This window comes from Streptomyces natalensis ATCC 27448 (assembly GCF_000935125.1).
GTDB lineage: Bacteria > Actinomycetota > Actinomycetes > Streptomycetales > Streptomycetaceae > Streptomyces > Streptomyces natalensis.
On sequence record NZ_JRKI01000034.1, the window covers coordinates 445,838 to 467,799 of the forward strand.

Here is a 21,962-nt window from a genome sequence, read left to right on the forward strand (position 1 = left end):
CACTCGGGGGTGTAGTACGCAAGACGCCGCGTGGACCTGGTGTCCCAACTCGTTCCCAGCCGTGCAGCATCACCGTGGTAACTGTGGTGCCCTCTACGGGCTCTCACGTCCCGAATGCCTGACCGAACGCCGCTTCGACCGCGAGACGTTCACCTGGCAGTGCGGCTGACGAGTATTCGCCCACGCCCGCCCGTCGCCAATCAGTTGCGTCAGGTACCACCCGGCTGCCAGATGCGCAGGCAGCCGTTTGGGGTCCACAACTGCCCGAAGACTCAACGCCCATCGGCACTGCCTAGGACGGACACGAGCGCCAATCGGTCAAGGCCGGGTGGCGACGATGGCTTCGGTGCGTACCACTTCGTCGAAGCGGCCGTCGGGGTTGAACTCGGTGAGGGCCTCGAGCAGGTCGTGTTCGAAGGCGTCCTTGTTGCTGCCGAGTTGGGTGGGGCTGGAGTAGCTGTAGGAGAACTGGAGGCCGATGACCTCGTCCAGGGTGCGGGTTACGGTGCGATCCCAGTTGGTGGTGTCGACGTTCGAGAACGGCGAGCGCGCCAGCACGTCCTGGTGGCGTTCCTTGGGGTGGGAGTAGGTGCCCGAGCCGGCTCGCCGCTCGGGTCCGAGGTAGTGGGTTCGGACCTCGGCGATGACTTCGAGCCAGGGGGCGGGGGCAAGGTCTTCGTGTTTGGCTCCGCCGGAGGCGAGGACCACGGCCCCGTGGGGCTCGATGAGTCGGTCGAGGTCTTGCAAGGTCTGGTCGCGGTCCATCCAGTGGAAGGCGGCGCCCATAACCGTCAGCAGCACCGGCTTCAGGCCCATGGTGGGCATGGTGGTGGAGTCGCCGCGTCGCCAGTCGATGTTGGTGATGTTCTGTTCGGCGGCGAGCTTGCGGCCTTCTTCGAGCATGCCGGGCTCGGGGTCGACGGCGGTGACATGGCCGACGAGTTTGGCGAGGGGGAGGGCGAGCACGCCGGTGCCGGTACCCAGGTCCAGGACACGCTGGCTGCCGTCCAGGGCGAAGCGCGCGGCCAGCATGTCGTAGAACGCCGGGTCGTAGCCGGGACGGAAGCGGGCGTAATAGGGGGCGGTGGAGGCGAACAGCTCGTCAGGCGTGTAGGAGGTCATCTCTTTGGTCTTTCGAGTGGAGTTGGCCGAATGTGGTGTCGTAATCAAGAACGACCCGGGGTTGAGGTGAGGTGCTGCCACCAGGTGCGCAGTGGCTCGGCTCCGGCGCCTTCGTGCGCGACGGAGCCGTCCGGGTTGCGGTCGGGCCGGCCGAGCAACTGGCGCTCGACGTCGGTCAGGTCCTCGCGCGCCAGGACTTCGGGGGCGGGGTCATCGACGGGGGCGAGCCAGCGGTAGCCGTATTGCATCATCACCGCGAGCCGGAGGCGGCCGGAGGTGTTCAGTCCGCCCGCGTGCCAGGTGCGGTTCTCGAAGAGCAGCGCGTCGCAGGGTCCGAGGTCGGGGGTGATCGCGCCGGGCGGGTCGATGGCCCCGGGCGGGACTGTGACCGGTCCGGTGTCGGTGTGGCTGCCTGGGGCGACCATGGTGACCCCGGCGTCGGGGGTGGGGTCGCTGAGAAAGTAGGCCGCCTTGATCGCCAGGCGGGGAACGGTGCCGAGGTCGCGGGCGGCGGCGCCCATGTCGCGGTGCCAGCCGTGCCGCTCGGGAACGCGGATGGTGCGCGTGCCGCCGGGTGGGATGGACGGCATGGAGATGAGGTTGCTGGACATCAGGTGCAGGTTCGGGCTCAGCAGAGCGACGAGGGTGGGCAGCACCTTCGGGTTGGTGACCAGCGGCAGGAAGGTGTCGTCCATGGCGACGACGCCGCGGAAGCCGTCCTTGCCGTCGACGCTGCGGTCCCGTCCGAGCGTGCGGTCGCTCTCCAGCAGTCGCATCGCCGCGGCGGCGGCCTGTTCGCGCCACTCCGGCGCGAACACGTCGCGGAGGACGGCGAAGCCGTCGCGCTCGAAGGCGTCCAGGACGTCCCGGTTGGGCGGGGAGGCCGTTTCGAGGGTCATCGCGTGCGCTCCTTGAGCATGAGGACGGCCTGGGCGGAGAGGACGTCGGCTGAGAGGCCGCAGCGTTCCAGCAGGCTCTCTGGGGTGGTGGGACGGCCGGGATCCCGGTAGCCGACGACATGGAACCGTCCGGTCTCGCCGCGGGCGGCCAGCAGTGCGCGGACGGTGCCGGGGTGGGTGGGAACGGCCATCAGGACGGGGGTATCGGTGCGGAAGAGGTGGGCGAATGCCCTCTCGGAAAGAGCGTAGGGCCAGCGCGACGGAGGACCGAGGACGGCGAGGTCGTTGACGTGCAGATAGCGGATCTTGGTCTCGGGGTGGGACTTCCGTAACAGGGTGCAAGCGGCTGACAGCTCGCGAGCCGGAACGTCTCCGGCCGAGGCGAGGATGAGGTCCGGGCGGCCGTGGTGGCCCAGGTGGGGCCAGACGGCGGCACCGTGGGTGAGTTCGTCGCGGAACGGGTCCGGCGGGAATGACGGACCGGGACGCTTGTCGGTGATCAGGAAGTTGACGCGGTCGCGTCCGGCCAGCATCGCCGCGAGGGTGGCGGCGGCCCGCATCGCGTCCGCCGGGGTGTAGACGTGCACGAAGCCGTCCTCGGTCTCCAGCATCGACGAGACCAGGCCGGGGTTCTGGTGGGTGTACGTGTTGCGCCAGCCCAGCGAGGTGATCAAGTAGTTGACGGACGGCAGCCCGCCCTGTCCCGATGCATAGCTCAGGGACCGGTGCTTGAGGTGCTGGACGAGCAGGCTGGTGTTGACCGGGGCGAAGGCTTCGTAGGTGGCCAGTAGCGCGTCACGGCCGGTCTCGGTGTAGCCCTGCAGCCAGCCGTGGCAGATCTCCTCGTTGAGGATCTCGACGGCCCAGGGCGGCGGCGAGCCGTCCGTCGACAGCTCCAGCCGGTTGGAGGCGATCTCGTCCGGGCTGAACAGGCGGAAGGCACCGTTCGCCGCGCGTTCGCGGATGACCGTGGACGTCAGTGGCCAGGTCTGCGGGCCGTGGGCGGCCGGCGGTACCGGCGTCCCGGCTGTCTCTGGCTGAGGGGACGGGCCGGGGAGGGCCTGGCGGACCAGGTCGGTGGGCCGCCCCTGGGTGGTGAACAGCTCGGCGGGCCGGTAGGAGGCGAGCCAGGCCGCCAGCGCCGCGAACTCCGCATCGTTGCGGCGGGGATCTTTCAGCGGAGTCTTGTGGACGGCCGGGGTTCCGGCGATCCGGCGACCGGCCACCTTCTTCGGTCCGGTGTGGCCTTTGGGCATGGTCAGCACGATCACCGGGTGCCGACCAGGCTCGCCGAGCGGGCGTAGCCGGGTGAAGGCGTCGGACAGCAGTCGGCGGAAGCCAGGCAGGTCGGCGCCGTCGTGCATCAGCGGCTCGTAGCCGAGTCCGGTGAAGTAGGAGCGAACCTCGCATGCGGTCATGCCGGCCAGCAGCGAGGGGCCGCCCATCTTCAGCCCGTTGGCCAGCACCACCGGCAGGACTGCCCCGTGGTCCCCGCTGCCTGCCAGCGCCCGGCGGGCGAGCCAGGCTGCCGCGGTCGCCCCGGTCTCCAGCTCGCCGTCCCCGATCAGCGGGACGACCAGGCGGTACGAGGCGTCCAGCACCATGCCCTGCGCGACGGCGAGGGCGGGGCCGAGCTGTCCACCGGTGTGACGTACGCCGGGGATGAGCGGGGTGATCTCCCCGCCGAACCGCTCCGGATGGGGGAAACCGCTGATGAGGGCCCGTAGTTCGGGCATCGACCAGCCCGGTGCCTGTCCGGTCAGGTGCAGGGTGCCGTTGAGGTAGGCGTGGGCGAGGGCGGACGGGCCCGCGTGCCCGGCGCCGTGCAGTACCAGCAGCTCGGACCCGGTGGGCCGCCAGGCGGTCAGCGGGCCGAGGTGGGCGAGCAGGTAGTTGACCGGCGGGCACACTCCCCAGTGTCCGCGTGGGGCCTCCTTGACGTCGGTCGTCCGGAGTGGGCGGGCGAGACGGGGGTTGTCGGTCAGGTAAAGCTGGGCGGCGGACAGGTGGTTCAGGGCACGCCAGCAGGCGTCAACGGCCCGGTCGGGCACTGCCTCGGCTGCCTGGTCTGCCGCGTGTCCCCAATTGGGGAAGCCAGATGGTGGTGGCCCGGGCGGGGCCGGGGAGTCGATGCGCGAGGTAACAACGGTGCGAGCCATTGGGTCAGCTCCGGGTGCGGGTGGCTACCGCGTCAACGACGGCGGTGATGCGGGCGGTGCGGATGTCGCCCGTAGCGGATTCGCTGATTAGGTGGAGCATCTGGGCCTGCTCATGGGCGGGCAGTACGGTCCAGTCCAATCCGGCGCGTACCAGGGCGGCGGCCAGGTCGTGGGGGATGCCGCGGGCGGACCGGTCGCGGACGGGTTGAAGGGTGAGCGGGATGCCCGACCCTTCGATCTCGGCGGTCTCGTGGGGGATGGCTGCCTGGCCGCGTAGCGAGACGACGACGGCGGTGTGGGCGGTGCCGTCCGGGAAGGTCACCCGCAGCCGCTTGCCGCGCAGGCCGGCCGGTCCGGTGCAGGGCAGCAGCAGCATGCCGCGTGCCCCGGCGCCGACCGGGCGGGCGAGAACGTGCAGCGTCTCGGTGCCGGTTGGCAGCGGCAGCAGGACGCGTTGGTCCCCGGCCGGGGCCGTGTGACCAGGAGGCGTGGGCTGGGTGACGGCGATGATGCCGCCTTCGCCGCGGCCCGTGCGGCGGGCGGCCTTGTGCGTGAACAGACAGCGGTCCACCGCCGCCAGCAGACGGTCGGTGAAGACGTGCTTCCAGCCGCCCGGCCCTCGCCCGACGGGTAGGTGTTCGGCGGAGGCGAAGGTCAGCGCGAGAGAGACGCGGACCGGCAGCTCATGGGCGAGCTGGTCCCGCAGTTCGGCGACGGCCCGGTGGAAGGCGGATGCGTCGTCCAGGGCGGCCGCGATGATGACCTCGTCGCCGCCGAAGGTGGCCGCGCACCCTGCCTGCCAGGGCTGCTGGTGGAACCAGGTGCGGGTGACGGCGCCGAGTCGGGCCATCACCTTGTTCCCGGCCAGGTGCCCGTAGCACCCCGGCTCGGTCGCGTTCGCCTTCTCGACGTGGTCCTTGAGCCCGTCGACGTCTCCGATCGCCAGCCCCACCAGTCCCCCGCCGGTCAGTGCAGCGGCGAGCGCGCGGGGAATGTGGCTGTGGAAGTCGGGGAAGGCGACCAGGCCGGTGACGGCGTCCTCGCGGCTGCCACTGCACCAGTTGCGCAACGGCAGCTGTTCCGGGTCGAATAACGGCACCGAGCTGACCAGCGGGTCGTCGGCGGGCGACGTGCGGCAGTCATTGCCGGTCGGGTCCATCAGTGGGCCTCCGAGTTCATCGACGGCGCCGGTGTGGGCCCGGCGGGCAGCAGCAGGGACAGGGTGGTGAGCGTGTGGAGACGAACGGTGCGGCCCGAGCTCAGCAGCGGGCCGCCGGCCATGCGTCGGTCCAGCCAGGCGGTGTGCCAGCCCGCCGCGGCGGCCCCGGTGACGTCCGCCCGCAGTGAGTCCCCGACGTGCAGCAGCTGCCCCGGGGAAAGGCCGCTGACGTGTTCGACGGCGGCGAAGGCTTCGCGCTCGGGCTTGATCGCTCCGGTCTCGGCCGAATAGACCACCCGATCCAGCAGGTTCCGGAAGGCCGCCGGCGGCTCGGCCGGGACGGAGGAACCGAGGCTATTGGTCAGGGCGAACAGCGCGAATCCTCGCTGCCGCAACACGGTCAGAGTCGGTGCTGCATCGGGGAACAACCGCGGATCGGCGGCACGCTGCTTGGCGTGCTCCAGCACGCGTACTAGCGGGTCGACGAGTCCGGGGCGGCCGAAGACGGCGGCCAGGTCGCCGGCAAGTCCCTCAGGCGTGATCCGGCGGCGCTTCGCCTCTTGTTCCATCACCGCGCGGGCCTCCTCCAGCGAGATGCCCAGCACGTGGGCCACCTGCCCGGTGGTCGGCTCGGCTTCCGTACGCACCAAGGTGCCGCCCAGGTCGAAGCAGATCCCACGGACCTGCGACCAGAAGGTGCTGCGCAGGCGGGGCTGGTCGATCATGGGGCCGTCACCTCCAGCACCGGCGTCTTCTCGGGAAGCCGGGGGACCTCGGTGAGCCCCGGCACAGATCGGACAGCCAGCCGCCCACCCTCAACCCGGACAGAGCCGGAAAAGATCTGCTGCCGCAGCGGCTCCAAGGTCAGGTGCCACTCGACGGCCGGAATCTTGTCCCGGCAACAGGCCCCAGCCAGGGCCAGAGCGGCGGGCAGCCGGTCGCCGTGCGGGAAGGTCGCCATGCCCAGGTCCGCGGCGAGCTCGGTGGTGTGCAGCGACCGGGCCAGCCCGCCCGACCAGCCCGGATCGACCTGCCAGACGTCCACTCCCCCGCCAGCCAGCAGCCGGACCTGCTCGGCCTCGTCGACGGCGTGCTCGCCCGCCGCCAGCGGAACCCCCGCCCCGGCGGCCCGCAGACGATGCCAGCTCCAGGAGCCGGGCGGCAACAGTTCCTCGGCGAAGGCGACCTGAAGATCCGCGAGAACGGGCAGCAGCCGCATCGCCTCGTCCAGGCGGCAGCGGCCCAGGCCGTCCACCATGAACCGGCACTCGCCCGCGGCCTGCCGTATCGGGGTCAGGGCCTTTGCGACCGCCCCTGGCCCGGCGTGAATCAGCTGTTTCGTCAGCGGCCACTTCTGCCCCCAGAACCCCGACTTTGTGATCCAGGCCGCGGCTTCCGGGGCCGCCGGATGGGCTGGGTCGAGCCCGAGGGCGGAGGCGTAGGCGGGAACGGTGTGTCGGACCGTGCCGCCCAGCAGAGCGGTCACGCTCACCCTGGTGGCACGGGAGGCCAGGTCCCAGCAGGCCAGTTCGACCGCGGAAGCGGCCTGCCGGGCATGTGCGCCGCTGCGGTGCCGGCCGGTCTTCTTGCGATAGGCGAGGCGGCGCGGTGCTGCGGCATCGTGCCCGATCAGCCCGGCGGCCAGGTCATCGACGATGATTTGCGCGACCGTTTCGCCGACAGGAGCCTGCCAGCCGGAGATGCCGTCGCCGACCAGCTCGATGGCGAACCGGGTGCGGTGCTCGGCCCAGGCCGGGCCCGCCGGCAGCTCACTCGCTGCGGCGGCGAGCGACTCAGGCAGGCCGTACGGGAGCCCGGCGGGCTGCGGAGACAGTTGCCAGGCGCGGACCCCGCGGATCACGGTGAGCGATGCAGCCGTCCGAGCGGGGGCAGGAACAGTGCGGGTCGGCATCAGATCTTCGCCCCCGTCAGTTCCTCTCCGGCGAAGGTGAAGCACCATGGCGACCGGTAGTTCTGCCACCACTGCGGACGCAGCCCGGTAGGTGCGAAGAGCTCTTCCAGGCTGCGGCACATCGCCAGGTGCCACTCGATGCTCTCGGACCCGGGAGTGCGGTAGACGTCCATGAACGCGTTGTGGGCCTGGTAGGTCTGGAACCGGGGAAAGGTGGTGGTGACGGGCACGAACGTCTTGAGGTGCTCGACGGCCTCTTCGATCGGGTCCAGGCCGACGATGTAGGTGAAGTCGGTGGTGATGCCTCGCTGCTGGGCCCGTCCCAGGGCGGCGGTCATCTCCCCAGGCGTGAGCTTGGCCTTGGACTCCTTGAGGATCTGTCGCCGTTCGGTGAAGCACTCGACAGTCAGCGTCAGGTGGAACGGGCCCAGTCCGGTGGCGGCGTCCATTCCGTCCTCGCCGGTCAGCACCGAGGACAGGAAGTGCAAGGTGCCAGTGCAGCCGTTCTCGCCCATGGCCGCGCGGACCTCGGCGAGGTGGCCCAGTGCGAGGTGCTCGTGAAGGAAGCAGCCGGTGCAGACCGTCACCGTCTCCACCGCCGACAGGTCGTCCATGCCGGAGTTCGCCGCCAACGCCCCGAGGTAGCCCGACAGGTCCAGGGGCTTGATCTTCGGGTCGGAGGCGTCTTCCAAGGTGTTGGGACAGAACACGCAACCGGTGCACTGACTAAGGGCGTTGGAGTTGAGGGTGAGCATCCTCGTGCCGCCTCGCCAGTAGCCCAGCACCGCGTCGTCGTCCTCGATGCCGTCGATCTCGCCGACCTTCTCTCCGTTCAGCCGTAATTCGTGCTCATCCAGCTCGAAGGGCGAGTCCTGGCGGCCGAGCGAGAGGATCAGGAACAGCGGGGCGTCCGGGCGGGAGTCCAGGTGCAGTTTGAAGCGCATGCGGGGCTTGGTCAGCGGGGAACGGGCGCCGGACGCGTTCAACGCGATCAGCAGCACGTCCTCGGGGTTGATGTTCCACTTGCGGGCCACCTGTTGAAGGTGGCGGACCGATTCGAGCATGGTGAGTGGTGCCCTTTCTCGTGGCGGTAGGTGTGAGCCGTCCGCAACGCTTCGGCCGCGGTCCCATGGGAAGTACGGGTGACGTTCGGCGACTCAGGCAGGGACAAGGGCCGAGGGAAGACTGATGACGATCCGCTTGCCGCCCGTGACGGCGTCCCGGACGACCTCGACCCTGCCGCCGACTTCGCCCACCAAGGCATCGACCAGAAACAGGCCGCGGCCCCCGAGAGCGTGGGCGGCCGGCAGGGGCCGCGGCTTGAGCGGGTGAGCATCAGCGACGGCCAGCACGAGCGTGCCCTGCTCCTCGACGGCGAGAGTGACGCTGGCGGTGGGCGAGAGCAGAGCCGCGTGCCGCACCACATTCGTCACCAGCTCGCTGACGATCAGGCACGCAGTGTCCATGAGCTGCTCGGACAGGCCCCAATCGGCAAGGACTTTGGCGGTCTCTCTGCGCGCCAGTGGTACGTGTTCGGCCGTGGAGATCACCTGGAAGCTGTGGTGCATCGCAGTGCTGGACATGCTCAGCTCACCCTCTCTCCGGGCGGCAGCCGCCTGGACGATAGCGAAGGTAAGCGCCTTGAAAGCCAATGGTGTTCACGGCGGTGAACTCATGGCACCCGAGTCACTTCAGGGCTAGCTCGTTTCTTTCGAATCACCGCGTGTCGCATGCGGAAACCATCCTTCGTTCATCCGTGAGGAGGAATCCGTCATAAATATGGTTTCCCTGCCGTCGAGTTGCCGAGCCTCACCTAGGACCGTCGGCGGCTGACCCCTGCATCGTCAGCCGCACTCGTGTGGAGACAGGCTGGTTGAAGGCACTGCGCCCCGGACTGTTCCCCTGACCGAAAGGAACCAAGTGATCAAGCAGGGGCTCACGACAGCAGCACTCATCCTCACCGTCAGCGGAGTAACCGCCACGCCAGCAATGGCACTCAGCGACACCCCCCGCCCCCCGGCGAAGGACGCGTACGGCAACTCTGGCCCCCACGGCGACATGAGCCCGCAGGGCTCCCTTGTCACGGACAGCCTGAACAAGCTCTGCCTTGGCATTCCCATCAAAGCGAACATCCAGCAACTCATCGGCCTGGTCAACATCGTCGCGATCCAGGACATCCCCATCCTGTCCGCACCACAGAACCAGCAGTGCACCGACAACTCCACCCAGGCCAAGGGCGACGAGCCGATCTCGCACATCCTCGACGACATCCCGGTCCTCAGCGCCAACGGACGCTCCAACGAGTAGCGTTTCGTAAGTGATCGGCCCTCCGCGGCGATGCAAAGGGTCGATCACCCACCAGCCAAGGAACGTCGTTTGGATCAACGAGCCGACCAGAGAAAGATGCCAGGGATTGAGCCCGGAGAGATAGATGGTCACGGTCTTCTCGTAGCGGGAGGCGATGCCGCGCCGCACTTCCATAGTTCTGGGCCACTGGGTGGTGGCCAGCCAAGTGCATTCGGTCATTTTGAGTAGAGGTACTCAGGCCGCAGCCTCGCATGCTCCGGAGAATGGGTCCGCAAGCACAGCCAGTGCAACGAGAGACATCTGAGGAGAGGCCAGCGGTATGACGAAGACCGCCATTGGCGTGCCGCACCAGGCTCGTCCGACCAACGAAGTGACCTGGCCGTGGATCCTGTTGGGGGTGTTACAGCTGCTGGCCGCCATGCCGATGCTGGCCTTGATCGTGGGCGGTGGCTTGGTGGCCGGCATCATGGGGCTCGCCTCTGGCGGATCCGTGGGCATGGCGGTCCCCTTGTTGCTGCTGCTCTCGGGCCCGGCGCTTGGCCTGGGGCTACCAGCCCTGATGCTGCTGTCGCCGGTGGTTCGCCGGTCGAACCGGCACTCGCTCTTTGCACTGCACTGCTCTGGCCTGCTGTGCGGGACGGCGATTGAGTACTTCTTCTGGGTCTCCCCGGCGATGCGTTGAGCCCCGAGGCGCCTAGGGCGGTGTTCAGCAGCCCCACCGAGAAAACTCCAACTTGCCCCCGTTCGCGGATGCTTCGAGGAAACCAGCCGCAATGGCATGGTTCACACGACGCAACTAGCTAGATTCACACAACGAGTTGAGCCCGAGGAACGGATACGGAAACGGCATGCGTGGATTCATCACCGACCCGGCCGGACGGGCCGGCCTGCGGCTGGCCGACGATCTCCCGGAGCGGCCCCCCCGGCACCCATCGAGGCCGTCGTCGAGGTGCGGGCGTACGCCGTCAACCACGACGAGCTCAACCTCATCGCCCGCCGACCCGACGGCTGGCGGCCCGGACAGGACGTAGCCGGCCTCGTCGTACAGACGGCCGCCGACGGCAGCGGACCGGCCATAGGGCCCGGGTGGCCTGCTGATCCTGGACGGCATCGGAGGTCCCCTCACCGCGCAGGCCGTCCGCCGCATCGCGCCCGGCGGCCACCTCACCTGGTACGGCAACATCGGCGGCCCGCCGAACTGCGCCTGGCCGACTTCTACGCCCAGGGCTGGAACGCCCACGTCGTCGGCATCATCAGCCCTGTCCCGGAGGGCACCAAATGCGAGGACCTCGCCATCCTCACCGACCTCGTCGCCGACGGGCGGCTGACTGTCCGGTGACACGTGATCTTGGCCGATTGCCAAGGGTCTTCACTTACGGGTCAGCGGGGAAGTGGTCCAAAGAGGAGTTGAGCAAGACGTCGCCTTTTGTCCGGTGAAGTCATAACGTCTCCGGTACTGAAGACGGTGCACTTGCCGTCATCGCTGATGAGCTGCGGTGCGTAGTACTGAAGCTCGGGATGCTTCTCCCTCACGGGGCACGTCGATGCGTGCGGTAGGTGGTGACCGCCACGCCCAGTGCACGACGGGCAGCTGCCGGTGCCATCCCGTCGGCGCCCGTCTGCGGGCAATGGCGTCAACCACCCTTCGCCCTTGCAGTCCTGGCAGATGCTCTCCTTCGCGTGGCAGTTACATGTTGCGGTGGTCTCGGAGACTGCGGACTTCATGAGGGGACGGTAGATGAAGCCGCAAGGCTAGCGGGACGGATCTGCAGATCGGACTCGCCGGTCAAACTCGTCTGGCGAACGGTCAAGGTCACTCGTGAGAGGACACTGACTCCTCGGATCGGTCTCGTGCTCGCTGGGAGAAGACGCCGGACGCGCTCGACGCACTGGCCCGACGGGAGGTACGGGGCAAGGCCGTACTGACGCTGGAAACGGGCCGGTAGAGGCACGACCTACGGATCTTGCACCTAGCGACCCCTGCGCGCAGCTGATGTCCGTCGAGATGAGGACTCTCACGACTCCTGATCTCCACGAAGCATCGCGAACCCAGGCCAGTTGGAGTCACCTTGGTGGAGCCGCTGCACGTCGCCCTAGCTGTTGCGGGACAGGACGTTGTTGACGCTTTCGGCAGGGCGGACTCTTGGAGCCGTGGCGTGAAGGGTTGTCAACCCGTGCCAGCGCAGCGCACACGATGCAGCTGTCCACGCTTGCCTCAGGGTGTCGGGTCCCAGAGTCCGCCGGCTTCCCCGCGGGCGAGGTGTTCGGCGTAGACGCCGACCTTCCAGGCGATGACGGACCGGCACTCCTCCAGCGCCTGGATCTGTGCGTCGACGCGCTGTCGATGGGCATCGAGCAGCCGCAGGCGTTCTGCCTCGTTACCCGGTCCGTGGCGTACCAGTTCGGCGAAGTGCTTGAGGTCGGCGAGCGGCATGCCGGATTCGCGGAGCTTGACGCAGATCAGCAGCCATTCGACATCGAAGGAGGTGTAGCGCCGTCGGCCGCCCGACGTGCGCTGGACCGGTCCGACGAGCAGGCCCTCGCGCTCGTAGAAGCGCAGGGCATGCACGCTCAGTCCGGTCCGCTCGGCCACCTCGCCGATGCTCAGCGACGGCACGGCAGCCTCGGTGGTCGTCATGCCACTCACTCCTGGATTTGATCTAGACCTCGCTCTAGATCGTAGCGTCAGCGGCATGACCATGACTGATCAGCAGCCGCTCGGTTCTCCCTTCTCCGCTGCCACCACCTCCGAGGACACCGTGGCTGGCTATGACCTTTCCGGCATGACCGCTGTGGTGACCGGGGGTTACTCCGGGCTCGGTCTGGAGACCACCCGGGCTCTGACGGCCGCCGGGGCCCGGGTCATCGTTCCCGCCCGCCGCCCCGACGTCGCTCGTGCCGCTCTCAAGGAGGTGAAGAACTGTGAGGTCATCCCCATGGACCTGGCCGACCTCCACAGCGTGCGCACAGCCGCCACGGACATCAGCGACCGTCTCGACCGGCTCGACCTCCTGATGGCCGTCGCCGGAGTCATGGCCACCCCGGAGCGGCGCGTCGGGCCCGGCTGGGAAGGCCAGCTCACCGCCAACCACTTCGGACACTTCACCCTCGCCTGCGAGCTCTACCCGCTCCTGGCCGCCGCAGACGGCGCGCGCGTCATCGTCAACAGCTCCGCCGGACACACCCTGAACGGCATCCGCTGGCACGATCCGCACTTCCACACCGGCTACGACAAGTGGCTGGCCTACGGCCAGGCCAAAACGGCCAACGCCCTGTTCGCGGTACATCTCGACGCCCTCGGGCAAGGCGACGGCGTACGAGCGTTCGCCCTCCACCCCGGCAAGATCATCACCGGGCTCCAGCGGGAGATGACGCTCCAGGAGCAGATCGACCGCGACTGGGTGGATGAACACGGCAACGTCATCGGCGACGGTTTCAAGACCCCATCCCAGGGGGCAGCCACCGGCCTGTGGGCCGCCACGTCCCCACTCCTCGACGGCCGCGGCGGCCTCTACCTGGAAGACTGCGACGTCACCCGCGTCTCCGCCCCCGGCACCCCCATGGACGACGGCGGCGTCCGCGCCTACGCCGTCGACCCCGACGAGGCAGCCCGCCTCTGGGACCTGTCTCTTGCCGCGACCAGCGCCACGCCAATCACCCGATGAACCCGCGCTCCGCGGATGCCGCACTGCCTGCCGTTGCGGCAGACAGCGCGGCCCGCGCTGGCCTCGGCCTCATCACGGCTATCCCGGGCAAACCCGCCCGGCGATCCGCCGCCGGGGGCGAGGGGTCTAGGTATGCCGCACCGTAAAGGCACCTCTTACGGTCGAGGGCCGGCGGAAAACGACGTCTAGGCCCAATGCCGTTGCGTTATGGATCTGGGGCGGCGGGTGCGTGGACGACGATGGCTTTGACGGGTGTTCTGGTCGGCTGGGGCCAGTGCCGGTGCTCGGCTCTCTTCAGCCGGTAGTTGGACATCTTGCGTTTCACCACGCGGGGCTGACTGCGAAGTCGGCGTGGTGGGAAGAGGTGGGCCAGCTGGTCGTCGCGGAGGTGGATCACTGCGGTGACCAACTGCTCAGGAGGAAAGGATTCCTGGTGAGGCGGTGACGCTGCGGCGGGCGGCCCGCAGGGTGTCGGTGAACGAGAGCCGGCCGGGAGCGGTCCCGTGGGCGGCCGCGGTCCGCCACATCAGTACGCGCAAGGCATCGTGGACCAGCAGGTGTGCCCAGATCTGCTGGCGGATACCGTCCGGGGTCTTGCTGGACAACACCACCTTCGCCCCGCGCTGGTGGGTCTTGATCTCTCCGAGCGCCGACTCGATCTCCCACCGCCGATGATACAACGCAGCCAGCTCGGCAGCCGGATACGCCGTCGGGTCGAGCAGGTAGGTGACCAGCCGGAATTCGTCCTCCTCCGCGCCAGGGACACCCTCAAGCCGGTAGGCCGGGGGCACTCACCAGAAACTGCCCGCTGACCTGGATGAATGCCCATCGTGAAGGCCCGGAATCAGTGCAAACTGAGTCCGGGCCTTCACTGCTGTTTCCTCCCCGATCGCGCCCCGCGCTCGTCGTGGCAGGGGGATCGAAACCCCGTCCCGGGCACCGGAGATGGCCGAGGCCGCGCATGTGCTCTGCCCTCTGCGAGAAGGGACCGAGCACCATCACCTCCACGGCATAGCGCCCGTCGTCGCGCACCCCCTGGCGCGAGAGGAAAGCCCAGGTCAACGGGCTTACATCCGTGAGCTTCATGCCTTGGGATGCGGCTGCCGTACCTCGTTCCGAATCTTGGTGGTGGCGTCGGTCAGATCATTCGTGTGCATCACGTCGGCCTCAACACCCACCCCCTGCTGCTGCACGATCCCCACCGCGCTGGTGTCGCCCCACACGCAGCGGGATACCGTCACGTCATTGTCGAGGCCTTGCTTCGGCTTCATCATGACCGACTCGCACTTCATCGTGGTTCCGTCGAACGTATCGCCGGTGTACGCCTTGACCTTGGTCCCTTCGATGACCTCGATCTTGACCCCGAGCGCCTTCGCATTCTTCGCGTCGTCCTTGTGCATGCGCGCCAGGACCGCGTCCACCGAGTCGACCGGCTTGGCGACCTTCCCCTGGATGCCGATGACGCTGATCGTCGGCCGCTTCTTGGGATCGCCGGCCGCGGACTCCGCCGGATTCTGCACGTAGTAGGCCGACCACGGGAACCCTTTCTTGATGCCCAGCTTCTCGATCTCGTCGTCGGACGTCAGGCAGTGGGAGCAGATGGTGCTGAGATCCTTTTTCTTGTAGTAGCCGCCGTCGAGGATCTTGTGCGGAAGGCTGATGGTGTACGGCACCATCCCGCTGTCCCGGTTTTGAAACCACATGACGCCACCCACCACGAGCGCGAGCACGAGCGCGGCCACCACGGAGAGCACGGCTATCAGCGCGCCCTTGCTCTTCCGCTGTGGGGGTGCGGCGACCGGTGGACCGCCCCAGCCGTTGGGCCCGCCCGGTCCGCTGCCCGGCGGTGGTGGCGGCGCAGCGCCCCACCCGGGCTGCTGCGAGCCGCCGGGTGTTGGCGGGCCGGGGACGGGGAAACCGGACGGTGGCGGCGGCTGGTTGTAGCTCACTCTCGTATCTCCTCGCGAAGGATCAAAGGCTTGATTTTGCCATGTCAACCAACGCGGGAGACGACGTCTAGGCCGGGCTAGGGGTGTCCGATAGGTCGGGTGGTGGCGGAGGTGGTGCGGGGAGTGAGGTCCTGGTTCGCTCGCGCAGCGGGTTCACCTGCAAGCTCCACCTGAGTCCAGACGGCCGTTGCCGCCCGATGCCCCTGCTGTCGCTGCGGGACAGCAAGCAGACTGCGGGCAGTTCAAATTGGCCATCACAGCTGGTTGGCGATTCCGCACAGCCTGCCAGCAATTTATACGCACACGATGGGAGGCACATCGATACGGAAGTACACCAAGGGTCTGAAAGTTCTTACGGGGCAGCCTATGACTCCGGCGTGGTGCCCGGTCCAGACCGGTAGAGTCTGACGGGATATATGACTCGCACATGACAAGGAGCCAATCCGTGCCACGCCGCACTCTGCTCACCGCCTCCGCCCTCACTGCCGCCACTGCGCTGCTTCTCGCCGGATGTGGTGGCCACGACGACACCAAGCCCCAGGGCTCCGACCAGGCCGCCAGCACGCAGGCGACCACGCCCTCGCCGAGCCCGACGATCGCCCGCCCGAAGATCCCACCGCTGCCGGCGGATGACCAGCTTTCCTTTGAAGGCCGCTCAGCCAGTAACGCCACCGAGCGCGCGATTCTCTCCGACCACGAGCAATATATTCGCGCCAGGGAGGATGCCATCCTGCGGCGCGTCAAAAATTCTCAAGCAGTTTCCTTCTACGCCAAGGGGCAAGGGCTCACCGACGCTACAAATTTGATTAACGATTACATCCAATCCGGAGATACCGCGAAGGGGCTCGTGCGCTATTTCGATTGGAAGACTGCTGATAACGGCAACTCAGCGTCGATCACTTACTGCGCGGATGAAAGCAAGGTGCGTGACACGAATCTGAAGACCGGGAAGGTTACGACCGCGTCAGGTAAGGACGCCTACGTCCTCTACGGTGCGCGCCTGGCGAAGAACTCGGACGGCGTGTGGCAGACGATCAGCTTCAGCGGGAAGGTGGGAGCTGCTCAGTGCCAGCCGTAGGGCGTGGGCGGCAGGCGGCGACTGCCCTGGATGCCGTACGCCCCGTACAAGTTGGCTGATGGCTCGGTTGCCATGATGGCGCAGGTGAGATGCACGCCGACTCGTTTGCCTCACACCAAGACCACAGCCGCAAGCGCGTCGCACGACGCTCCCGTCACCCGCTACGCCAAGACCGCCACATCCACCCGGCCAGACTCCATGTCACAGGCACTTTCCGCTGGTCCGACCGTGATCCAAACGAAACCGGCCTGGCCAAAGCGCGGAAATCCGCCGACGCACGTGTACGAAACACCGTGCTCAGGCATGTACGGCTCATGCATCAGCGGCGACCCGCCAGGGCTGGGAGGCTCGGTCTTCAGAGCGGCAGGCCCATGCGATGGGCCAGTCCCCGCAGGTCCCGGGCAGCGTGGGCCGGCAGCTGCCGGTCGGTGAGGAACTCGACCGTGTTCCTCACCGGCGCGTTGGCGTGGATGCGCTGGGGGGCGATCTGCTCGGCGCTCAGCAGGGCGGCGACCGCCTCGGCCTCCCGCCCTCGCAGTTGGGCCAGTGAGCGGCCCAGATCGGCGTGGAAGGCGGCCTGCCGTCCCGGGGCCTCCGCCAGGGCCTCGGGATGGACCCCGACCCCGGCTGTGACGGCCTCGCCGTGCAGGCCGAGGTCGGTGTTGAGACTCACCTGGTGAATGCCGACATTGGTGGGGCCGAAGTTCAGATGCCAGGCCCGGGTCTCTCCCGTACGGCTGGCGAGGCTGGCGGCCTCGACCAGGTGGCCGCGGACCTCATCGGCGCGGGTGTTTCCTGGCCGTTCCCGGTCCTGCGTCAGCGAGGTGGCGGAGATCAGGTGGAGTTCGCCGAGCAGGGCATGGGCATCCGGGCTCGTCAGGTTCACTTCCAGGGTGTCCGCGGCGGCGGTGGCCTGGGCAAGGGCCTGCGTGGGGCTGCCGGCCGACATCAGCACGTGGGTGTGGAAGAAGCCGGAGAGGGCCCAGTAGACCGGGTCGTCCAGCTCCGCGATGGCCTCCGCGGCGCGGGTGACGGCGATGAACGCCAGGTCGGTGTAGCCGAGGTTCTTCAGTAGCAGAGTGCAGGCCGGGTGGTAGGCGTCCGCCAGAAGCTTCAGCAGCTCACGCCGGGCAGGGCCGTCGGCAGCCTCTGCTGCGGCGTGCAGGTCGGCCAGCAGCGCGGGCAGCCCGGCGGCGAGAGTGCCGTATTCGGCCGCGTGATAGAGCCGGTTGGCCGTCTCCACCCGCTCGGCCAGAACCACCGGCGGAGCCTGCGGGGGACGGCGGTCCGGCGGCGTGGTCATGGTCAGGCCCATCAGCGCCAACCGCAGTGCAGGGATCGCCTCGTGGGCCGCGCTCGTGTGCAGGTCGGCGGGAGCGAAGGGCTGGCCGGTCAGCTCCGACGGGGCGATGTGCAGGGCCTCGGCGAAGGCGCTGATGTGGCTGGCGCGGTCCAGAAGCCGCCGCCCGTTTTCCACCATCGACAAATAGCCGACCGACACCCCAGCCAGGCCCGCAAGGTTCCGTAAACTCATCCCGCGCTGACGGCGGGCCGAGCGCAGACGCTCCCCGATCCGTCGGGCCTGCTCTTCGTCCATAGCGACACCCTCAACTTCCGTGCTTCATCTGTAGCGTAGGGCGAGATGCCACCGCAGGGAGCTCCCCGCCACACATGGCTTCGTTCACTTCCGGGGTCTGGGTTCGGGGACGGGGTGGGTGTTCCGCCATTGACTGTGCGAATGGCACAATCGAGCGATTCGCGAGGCACGCCGCTATGCGGGTGTGGGGCAGGGCGGCCCGTGCCCTGCGGCTCGAGCCGTTCTTCACCGGGTCTTCGTCCGGTCGAACCAGACCGTGGCAAACGTCGGCGCGAGTCCTGCCCAGAACAGCACCTGCGGCAATAGGCGGTCGGTCCAGGGAACTTCGGCGATCAGCACGGCGCACACCATGGCCCAGGCCGCCTGGCCCAGTACGATGCGGGCCCACCGGCGGCGGTGGATCAGTGACTGCACGTTGAGCCGGACGCCGGCGCGCCGTCGTCGGTAGCGCAGCAGGGCGCCGATGAGCCAGATGGTGGTCGCCACCATGAGGTACCACAGGCGCTGGCCGAGTGGCAGCGGCAACTCGCGCTGTACCTTGCCCTCGACGGCGAACAGGTCAATCACCGTTCCGGCGAAGCCGACACAGAGCAGGGCGAGCCATCGCACGCCGCGCAGCATGCGGTACGTGGCCTGGTCGAGGCCACGCTGTAGATCAGTGGAGTCCGGTGCGGCGGCAAGCCCGGTGGCGTAGAGGTCAGCTGCCTGGGCGGCCTTGACGCCCGGGGCGTTGGCGGCCTTGCGGGTCTGCCGCTCCAGGGCCTCTGCGTGGGTGGGGTCGAGCCGGAGGATGGCGCGGTCGAGCTGGTCGCACGCCGCGGCGTCGTTCGAGCCTTGGGCGATACGCACGGCGATTTCGAGGGCGTAGACCTGCTCGGGTCCCAGCCGCAGCGCCTCATTGACCAGATCGGACGCCTCCCGCAAGACGTGGCTGAGGTCATGCTTCCGGAGGTCGGTGATGCCTGCTGCCTGGGCGTAACGGAGGACCGACCGGCGCCATACGGCGTCGGCGAGCATCGCATAGCCGTACCAGTGATGGGGTTCGACACGGATCACTTCGCGCAGTACTGGCTCGACCTCGAGCCATGAGCCGCCTGGATCCATGGTCATCGCATGGGCACGCAACATGAGTGCGCCGAAGTCCTGAGGGTCGAGTGTGAGCGCCTCGTCGGCCGCCTCCAGTGCCTGATCCCGCTGCTTCGTGTTCACGTGGCAATAGCCGATCTTGACCCATGCGCGCAGGTCGCCGGGGTCCTCGGCCAGGTGCTGCGACAGCAGGTCCCGTGCCTGGTCATAGCGTTTGAATTCGACGAGGGCCTGGGCCTGTTCGACGACCGGGTGCAGTTCCATCACAGCTTCCGCTTCTTCTTCAGGTACGCCACCAGGTCGTCGTACATCCCGCCGTCGTTCGCGTACATCGCCACATTCCGGGCGGCTGCGAACCACGGCTCCGTCGAGGGCGCGATCTGCCTCGCCGCGGCCAGCAGGTCCTTCATCCCGATCATGCGTACCGTCCCCGTCCGGGCCGAGTCCAGCAGCGCGTGCTCGGCCGCGGCCTCGCATACATGGGCCAGATCGGCGCCGGACAGGCCGTCGGTGGCCCTGACGAGCTTGCCGAGGTCCACGTTCTCGATGGGCCGCTCACGCAGGTGATAGCGCAGAATCGCCTCCCGGGCCGGCCCATCGGGCGGCAGCACCAGCAAGGTCCGGTCCAGCCGACCGGGACGTCGCAGGGCGATGTCCACGTCCCAGGGCACATTGGTGGCGGCGAGCACGAACACGCCCTCGTTGGCCTCCGCCTCGACGCCGTCCAGCTCGGTCAGCAACTGGTTGACGGTGTTGCGCATACCCGCGCTCTGGCTGCGGCTGCGCTTTCCGCCGAGCGCGTCCAGCTCGTCCAGGAAGATCACGCACGGGGCCTGGCGGCGGGCAGTTTGGAAGAGCTCGTGCATGTTGCGCTCGGAGTTGCCGATCCACATGTCGAGTACGTCGTTGACCGACACGGAAAGGAAGTTCGCCCCGAGCTCACCGGCGACGGCCCGCGCGATGAAGGTCTTGCCGCAGCCGGGCGGCCCGTACAGCAAAAGCCCCCCGCGCAGACTCTTGCCGTACAGGCGACGCAGTTCCGGATTGCGCAACGGCGCCAGAAAGGCGGCCTCCAGCCGCTCCTTGACCTCCTGCATACCGCCCACATCGGCGAGGCGGACGGCCCCAGGCCGCTCCACATCCCAGGCGGCGGCATCCCCAGGGGCGCCGCTGCCGTCGACTGCGAGCGGCGCCTCAACGAACCGGGGCGGCACGACATCGCCGACCTCATCCTCGGCGGCCTTCCAGTCGAAGCCCGAACCCGAGGCGGGGGCCGGAGCCGGAGGGCTCCCGGCCGCGGGGTCTTGCGGCGGTTCGGACACGGAGGCCGGAGGCTGCTCCGGGACCTCGGCCGATGGCGGCACGGCGGAGGCGAGAGGTTGCCCGGGCACCGAAGCCCGCGGTGACGCGGGCAGCTCGGATCCGCCCGGCGTGGTTGCCGGAGTACCAGTCAGAGCCCGGACCATCAACTCGCGTGCGTGGACATCACCGGGCGCGTGCTGCAACGCCACGGAGACCTCCCCCACTGCGGCATCACCATGCCCTGCAGCCAGCAGCAACTCGGCCAGGTGCAGCCGTAGGGGCACGTCATCGGGCGCCGCCGCAACGGCCGTACGCATGCTCTGTATAAGGGGGGATTCTGCCGACATGGCCCACACTTTACGGAGACGACGCGAGTGACTTGCCAGCCCCCTCGATGTACTGCCGTGCGCACAACCTGGAAATCACGTGGCCCGCCTTCGGCGAGGACAAGGGTAATGACGCCCGCCGATATCTCCGCCTGGCTTCCTTCACCGCAACCCAACTCGCCCAGCCAGGTTCCACATTGCCTCGGCCTGGGGGGTATCGCTGGTCCGGGCGGCGAGCCCGGCGATCACCTCCCGGGCGAAAGGGTCCAGCCGCAGCCGCAGTGGGGCCGCCGCCTCGGCCGCAACCAGGTGGGCGACAGCCTGGGTGGTGCGGCCGTGGCGGGCCTCTGCCGTGGCGGCGAAAGTCAGCAGACGGGCACGGACGGCGGTCGGCAGAGCGGCCTGGTCCGCAGCGCGAGCATGGTCCGCTGCCTCCCCGAAAGCACCGTCTTCAACGGCGACAGCGGCCCGAGCCACCGACAACTGCGCCTCGGCCTGCCCATCGGCGGCTTGCTGGGCGGCAGCCGCCAGCGAGTCCTCAGCCTGGCGGCGTCGTCCGGCCATCGCGTGGGCGACAGCAGCCAGAGCCGGCAGGTCCGGGTGGGCTCCAGCGTCCTGGGCGCGGGCCGCTCGGGCCAGCGCGTACTCCGGCAGCCCCAGGTCGATCAACAGCCGCACCTCCTCGACGAGGATCGGCAGCGGCTCACTGGTTCCAGGCAGGGCCCGGTGCAACAGCATCCAGGCCAGGTCCTTGTAGCCGGTCCGCCGCAGCAACCCGGCGGCCAGGACGTGCGCGTCCACCCGCAGCCGGACGGCCACCTCCTGCCCTGTCGCCGGTACGGTGGTGACCGCCTGGTCCGCCGCCTGGACCAATTCCGGGAGCGCGAGCGCGAGGGAATGCTCATCTCCAGAGGCTGCGGCGGCCCGTGCAGCCGTAGTGCGGGCGTCCAGGTCGTCGATCGAGACGGCCGTGCCCGTGCTCCCGGGGGTTTGGGCCAGCTGACGCCGCAGGTGGAAGGCAACCGCGCGCACCGCCGCATGCTCGTTTCCCGTCGGTGGGTAGGGCTGACCGGTCAGCTCGCCGGTGTCCAACCGCAGCGCAGCGGCCAACGTAGTCAGCCGACCACGGCGGTCGATCCAGTCCCGGCCAGTCTCCAGATCCACCAGGGCCGAAGCACTGAGCCGGGTGTGGCTAGCGAGCGCGTCTCTGGTCATTCCTCGGCGCCGCCGCCAGGCGACCACACGCGCTCCGATGGGGCCGACGGCCTCGGCGTCATCATGCTCGCCCATCATCAGCTTGCTCGCATACCACTCGCCCGGACTCCGTGCTGTTCCAGAGCAAGGCCCCGCTCATCTCCCTCAGCGGGAAGCCCCGTGTGAGCGCGTATGCCCTTCGCGCGA

The 21,962-nt window shown here is 68.5% G+C and carries 20 protein-coding genes; 5 read left to right on the forward strand and 15 right to left on the reverse strand.

The genetic code is table 11. From position 1 onward, the window contains the following. Nucleotides 1-318: 318 nt before the first annotated feature. From SNA_RS26640 to SNA_RS26675, 8 genes are all read right to left on the reverse strand, one after another. Entirely contained in the window at nt 319-1,122 is an 804-nt protein-coding gene (locus SNA_RS26640) for a class I SAM-dependent methyltransferase (RefSeq protein WP_030066994.1), read from the reverse strand. A gap of 44 nt (nt 1,123-1,166) precedes the next feature. After that, the gene (locus SNA_RS26645; RefSeq protein WP_030066993.1) at nt 1,167-2,021 is read right to left on the reverse strand and encodes a phytanoyl-CoA dioxygenase family protein; all 855 of its coding nucleotides are present in this window, start codon (nt 2,019-2,021) and stop codon (nt 1,167-1,169) included. Beyond that, nucleotides 2,018-4,072, reverse strand: coding sequence for a phosphoketolase family protein (locus SNA_RS26650; RefSeq protein WP_241779852.1), 2,055 nt, complete (start codon nt 4,070-4,072; stop codon nt 2,018-2,020). Before SNA_RS26650 ends, SNA_RS26645 begins: the two co-directional genes overlap by 4 nt. A 112-nt stretch (nt 4,073-4,184) precedes the next feature. Beyond that, nucleotides 4,185-5,339, reverse strand: a complete 1,155-nt coding sequence (locus SNA_RS26655; RefSeq protein ID WP_030066991.1) for a nucleotidyl cyclase domain-containing protein — start codon at nt 5,337-5,339, stop codon at nt 4,185-4,187. Further along, nucleotides 5,339-6,064 (reverse strand): HAD family hydrolase, encoded by a 726-nt coding sequence (locus SNA_RS26660; RefSeq protein WP_044367070.1) that lies wholly within the window; start codon nt 6,062-6,064, stop codon nt 5,339-5,341. The genes SNA_RS26655 and SNA_RS26660 overlap by 1 nt, the downstream gene beginning before the upstream one ends. Continuing rightward, entirely contained in the window at nt 6,061-7,251 is a 1,191-nt protein-coding gene (locus SNA_RS26665; RefSeq protein ID WP_044367071.1) for an enolase C-terminal domain-like protein, read from the reverse strand. The genes SNA_RS26660 and SNA_RS26665 overlap by 4 nt, the downstream gene beginning before the upstream one ends. Further along, nucleotides 7,251-8,315, reverse strand: coding sequence for a hypothetical protein (locus SNA_RS26670; RefSeq protein WP_030066989.1), 1,065 nt, complete (start codon nt 8,313-8,315; stop codon nt 7,251-7,253). The genes SNA_RS26665 and SNA_RS26670 overlap by 1 nt, the downstream gene beginning before the upstream one ends. Nucleotides 8,316-8,408: 93 nt before the next feature. Beyond that, on the reverse strand, nt 8,409-8,834 hold the full coding sequence (locus SNA_RS26675) for an ATP-binding protein (protein ID WP_030066988.1): 426 nt from the start codon (nt 8,832-8,834) through the stop codon (nt 8,409-8,411). Nucleotides 8,835-9,174: 340 nt separating this feature from the next. On the opposite strand from SNA_RS26675, the gene SNA_RS26680 reads away from it, so the two are divergent. The 3 genes from SNA_RS26680 to SNA_RS43415 all read left to right on the forward strand — a co-directional run bounded on the left by SNA_RS26680 (nt 9,175) and on the right by SNA_RS43415 (nt 10,897). Then, nucleotides 9,175-9,558, forward strand: a complete 384-nt coding sequence (locus tag SNA_RS26680) for a rodlin (RefSeq protein WP_030066987.1) — start codon at nt 9,175-9,177, stop codon at nt 9,556-9,558. Between the two features lie 319 nt (nt 9,559-9,877). Then, nucleotides 9,878-10,240 (forward strand): hypothetical protein, encoded by a 363-nt coding sequence (locus SNA_RS26685; protein WP_030066986.1) that lies wholly within the window; start codon nt 9,878-9,880, stop codon nt 10,238-10,240. Between the two features lie 267 nt (nt 10,241-10,507). After that, a complete protein-coding gene (locus SNA_RS43415) occupies nt 10,508-10,897 on the forward strand; it encodes a hypothetical protein (RefSeq protein WP_030066985.1) in 390 nt (129 codons plus the stop codon). 876 nt (nt 10,898-11,773) lie between these two features. Here the strand turns inward: SNA_RS43415 and SNA_RS26695 are convergent. Next, on the reverse strand, nt 11,774-12,196 hold the full coding sequence (locus SNA_RS26695; protein ID WP_044367072.1) for a MerR family transcriptional regulator: 423 nt from the start codon (nt 12,194-12,196) through the stop codon (nt 11,774-11,776). 55 nt (nt 12,197-12,251) lie between these two features. On the opposite strand from SNA_RS26695, the gene SNA_RS26700 reads away from it, so the two are divergent. After that, nucleotides 12,252-13,223, forward strand: a complete 972-nt coding sequence (locus SNA_RS26700) for an SDR family NAD(P)-dependent oxidoreductase (RefSeq protein WP_030066983.1) — start codon at nt 12,252-12,254, stop codon at nt 13,221-13,223. Nucleotides 13,224-13,636: 413 nt separating this feature from the next. On the opposite strand, the gene SNA_RS26705 is transcribed toward SNA_RS26700, so the two are convergent. Together SNA_RS26705 and SNA_RS26710 are read right to left on the reverse strand one after the other, a co-directional pair. Next, entirely contained in the window at nt 13,637-14,014 is a 378-nt protein-coding gene (locus SNA_RS26705; protein WP_030066982.1) for a transposase, read from the reverse strand. A 291-nt stretch (nt 14,015-14,305) separates the two neighbouring features. Further along, on the reverse strand, nt 14,306-15,172 hold the full coding sequence (locus tag SNA_RS26710; RefSeq protein ID WP_157880105.1) for a hypothetical protein: 867 nt from the start codon (nt 15,170-15,172) through the stop codon (nt 14,306-14,308). A gap of 445 nt (nt 15,173-15,617) precedes the next feature. On the opposite strand from SNA_RS26710, the gene SNA_RS26715 reads away from it, so the two are divergent. Further along, on the forward strand, nt 15,618-16,250 hold the full coding sequence (locus SNA_RS26715; RefSeq protein ID WP_051877347.1) for a hypothetical protein: 633 nt from the start codon (nt 15,618-15,620) through the stop codon (nt 16,248-16,250). 355 nt (nt 16,251-16,605) lie between these two features. On the opposite strand, the gene SNA_RS26720 is transcribed toward SNA_RS26715, so the two are convergent. From SNA_RS26720 to SNA_RS26735, 4 genes are all read right to left on the reverse strand, one after another. After that, nucleotides 16,606-17,847 carry a helix-turn-helix domain-containing protein gene (locus SNA_RS26720; protein WP_044367074.1) on the reverse strand — a complete coding sequence of 414 codons (1,242 nt, stop codon included), beginning with the start codon at nt 17,845-17,847 and terminating at the stop codon, nt 16,606-16,608. Between the two features lie 225 nt (nt 17,848-18,072). Beyond that, entirely contained in the window at nt 18,073-19,197 is a 1,125-nt protein-coding gene (locus tag SNA_RS26725; protein ID WP_044367075.1) for a tetratricopeptide repeat protein, read from the reverse strand. Further along, nucleotides 19,197-20,582, reverse strand: coding sequence for an ATP-binding protein (locus tag SNA_RS26730; RefSeq protein WP_044367076.1), 1,386 nt, complete (start codon nt 20,580-20,582; stop codon nt 19,197-19,199). The genes SNA_RS26725 and SNA_RS26730 overlap by 1 nt, the downstream gene beginning before the upstream one ends. Nucleotides 20,583-20,723: 141 nt before the next feature. After that, nucleotides 20,724-21,851 (reverse strand): helix-turn-helix domain-containing protein, encoded by a 1,128-nt coding sequence (locus tag SNA_RS26735; protein WP_044367278.1) that lies wholly within the window; start codon nt 21,849-21,851, stop codon nt 20,724-20,726. Nucleotides 21,852-21,962: the final 111 nt, after the last annotated feature.

Excerpts from the sequence above, each read along its gene's own strand:
- SNA_RS26640 (WP_030066994.1), bottom strand. The coding sequence starts at position 1,122 with ATGACCTCCTACACGCCTGACGAGCTGTTCGCCTCCACCGCCCCCTAT.
- SNA_RS26645 (WP_030066993.1), bottom strand. The coding sequence starts at position 2,021 with ATGACCCTCGAAACGGCCTCCCCGCCCAACCGGGACGTCCTGGACGCC.
- SNA_RS26655 (WP_030066991.1), bottom strand. The coding sequence starts at position 5,339 with ATGGACCCGACCGGCAATGACTGCCGCACGTCGCCCGCCGACGACCCG.
- SNA_RS26660 (WP_044367070.1), bottom strand. The coding sequence starts at position 6,064 with ATGATCGACCAGCCCCGCCTGCGCAGCACCTTCTGGTCGCAGGTCCGT.
- SNA_RS26665 (WP_044367071.1), bottom strand. The coding sequence starts at position 7,251 with ATGCCGACCCGCACTGTTCCTGCCCCCGCTCGGACGGCTGCATCGCTC.
- SNA_RS26670 (WP_030066989.1), bottom strand. The coding sequence starts at position 8,315 with ATGCTCGAATCGGTCCGCCACCTTCAACAGGTGGCCCGCAAGTGGAAC.
- SNA_RS26675 (WP_030066988.1), bottom strand. The coding sequence starts at position 8,834 with ATGTCCAGCACTGCGATGCACCACAGCTTCCAGGTGATCTCCACGGCC.
- SNA_RS26685 (WP_030066986.1), top strand. The coding sequence starts at position 9,878 with ATGACGAAGACCGCCATTGGCGTGCCGCACCAGGCTCGTCCGACCAAC.
- SNA_RS26695 (WP_044367072.1), bottom strand. The coding sequence starts at position 12,196 with ATGACGACCACCGAGGCTGCCGTGCCGTCGCTGAGCATCGGCGAGGTG.
- SNA_RS26700 (WP_030066983.1), top strand. The coding sequence starts at position 12,252 with ATGACCATGACTGATCAGCAGCCGCTCGGTTCTCCCTTCTCCGCTGCC.
- SNA_RS26720 (WP_044367074.1), bottom strand. The coding sequence starts at position 17,847 with ATGGACGAAGAGCAGGCCCGACGGATCGGGGAGCGTCTGCGCTCGGCC.
- SNA_RS26725 (WP_044367075.1), bottom strand. The coding sequence starts at position 19,197 with ATGGAACTGCACCCGGTCGTCGAACAGGCCCAGGCCCTCGTCGAATTC.
- SNA_RS26730 (WP_044367076.1), bottom strand. The coding sequence starts at position 20,582 with ATGTCGGCAGAATCCCCCCTTATACAGAGCATGCGTACGGCCGTTGCG.
- SNA_RS26735 (WP_044367278.1), bottom strand. The coding sequence starts at position 21,851 with ATGGGCGAGCATGATGACGCCGAGGCCGTCGGCCCCATCGGAGCGCGT.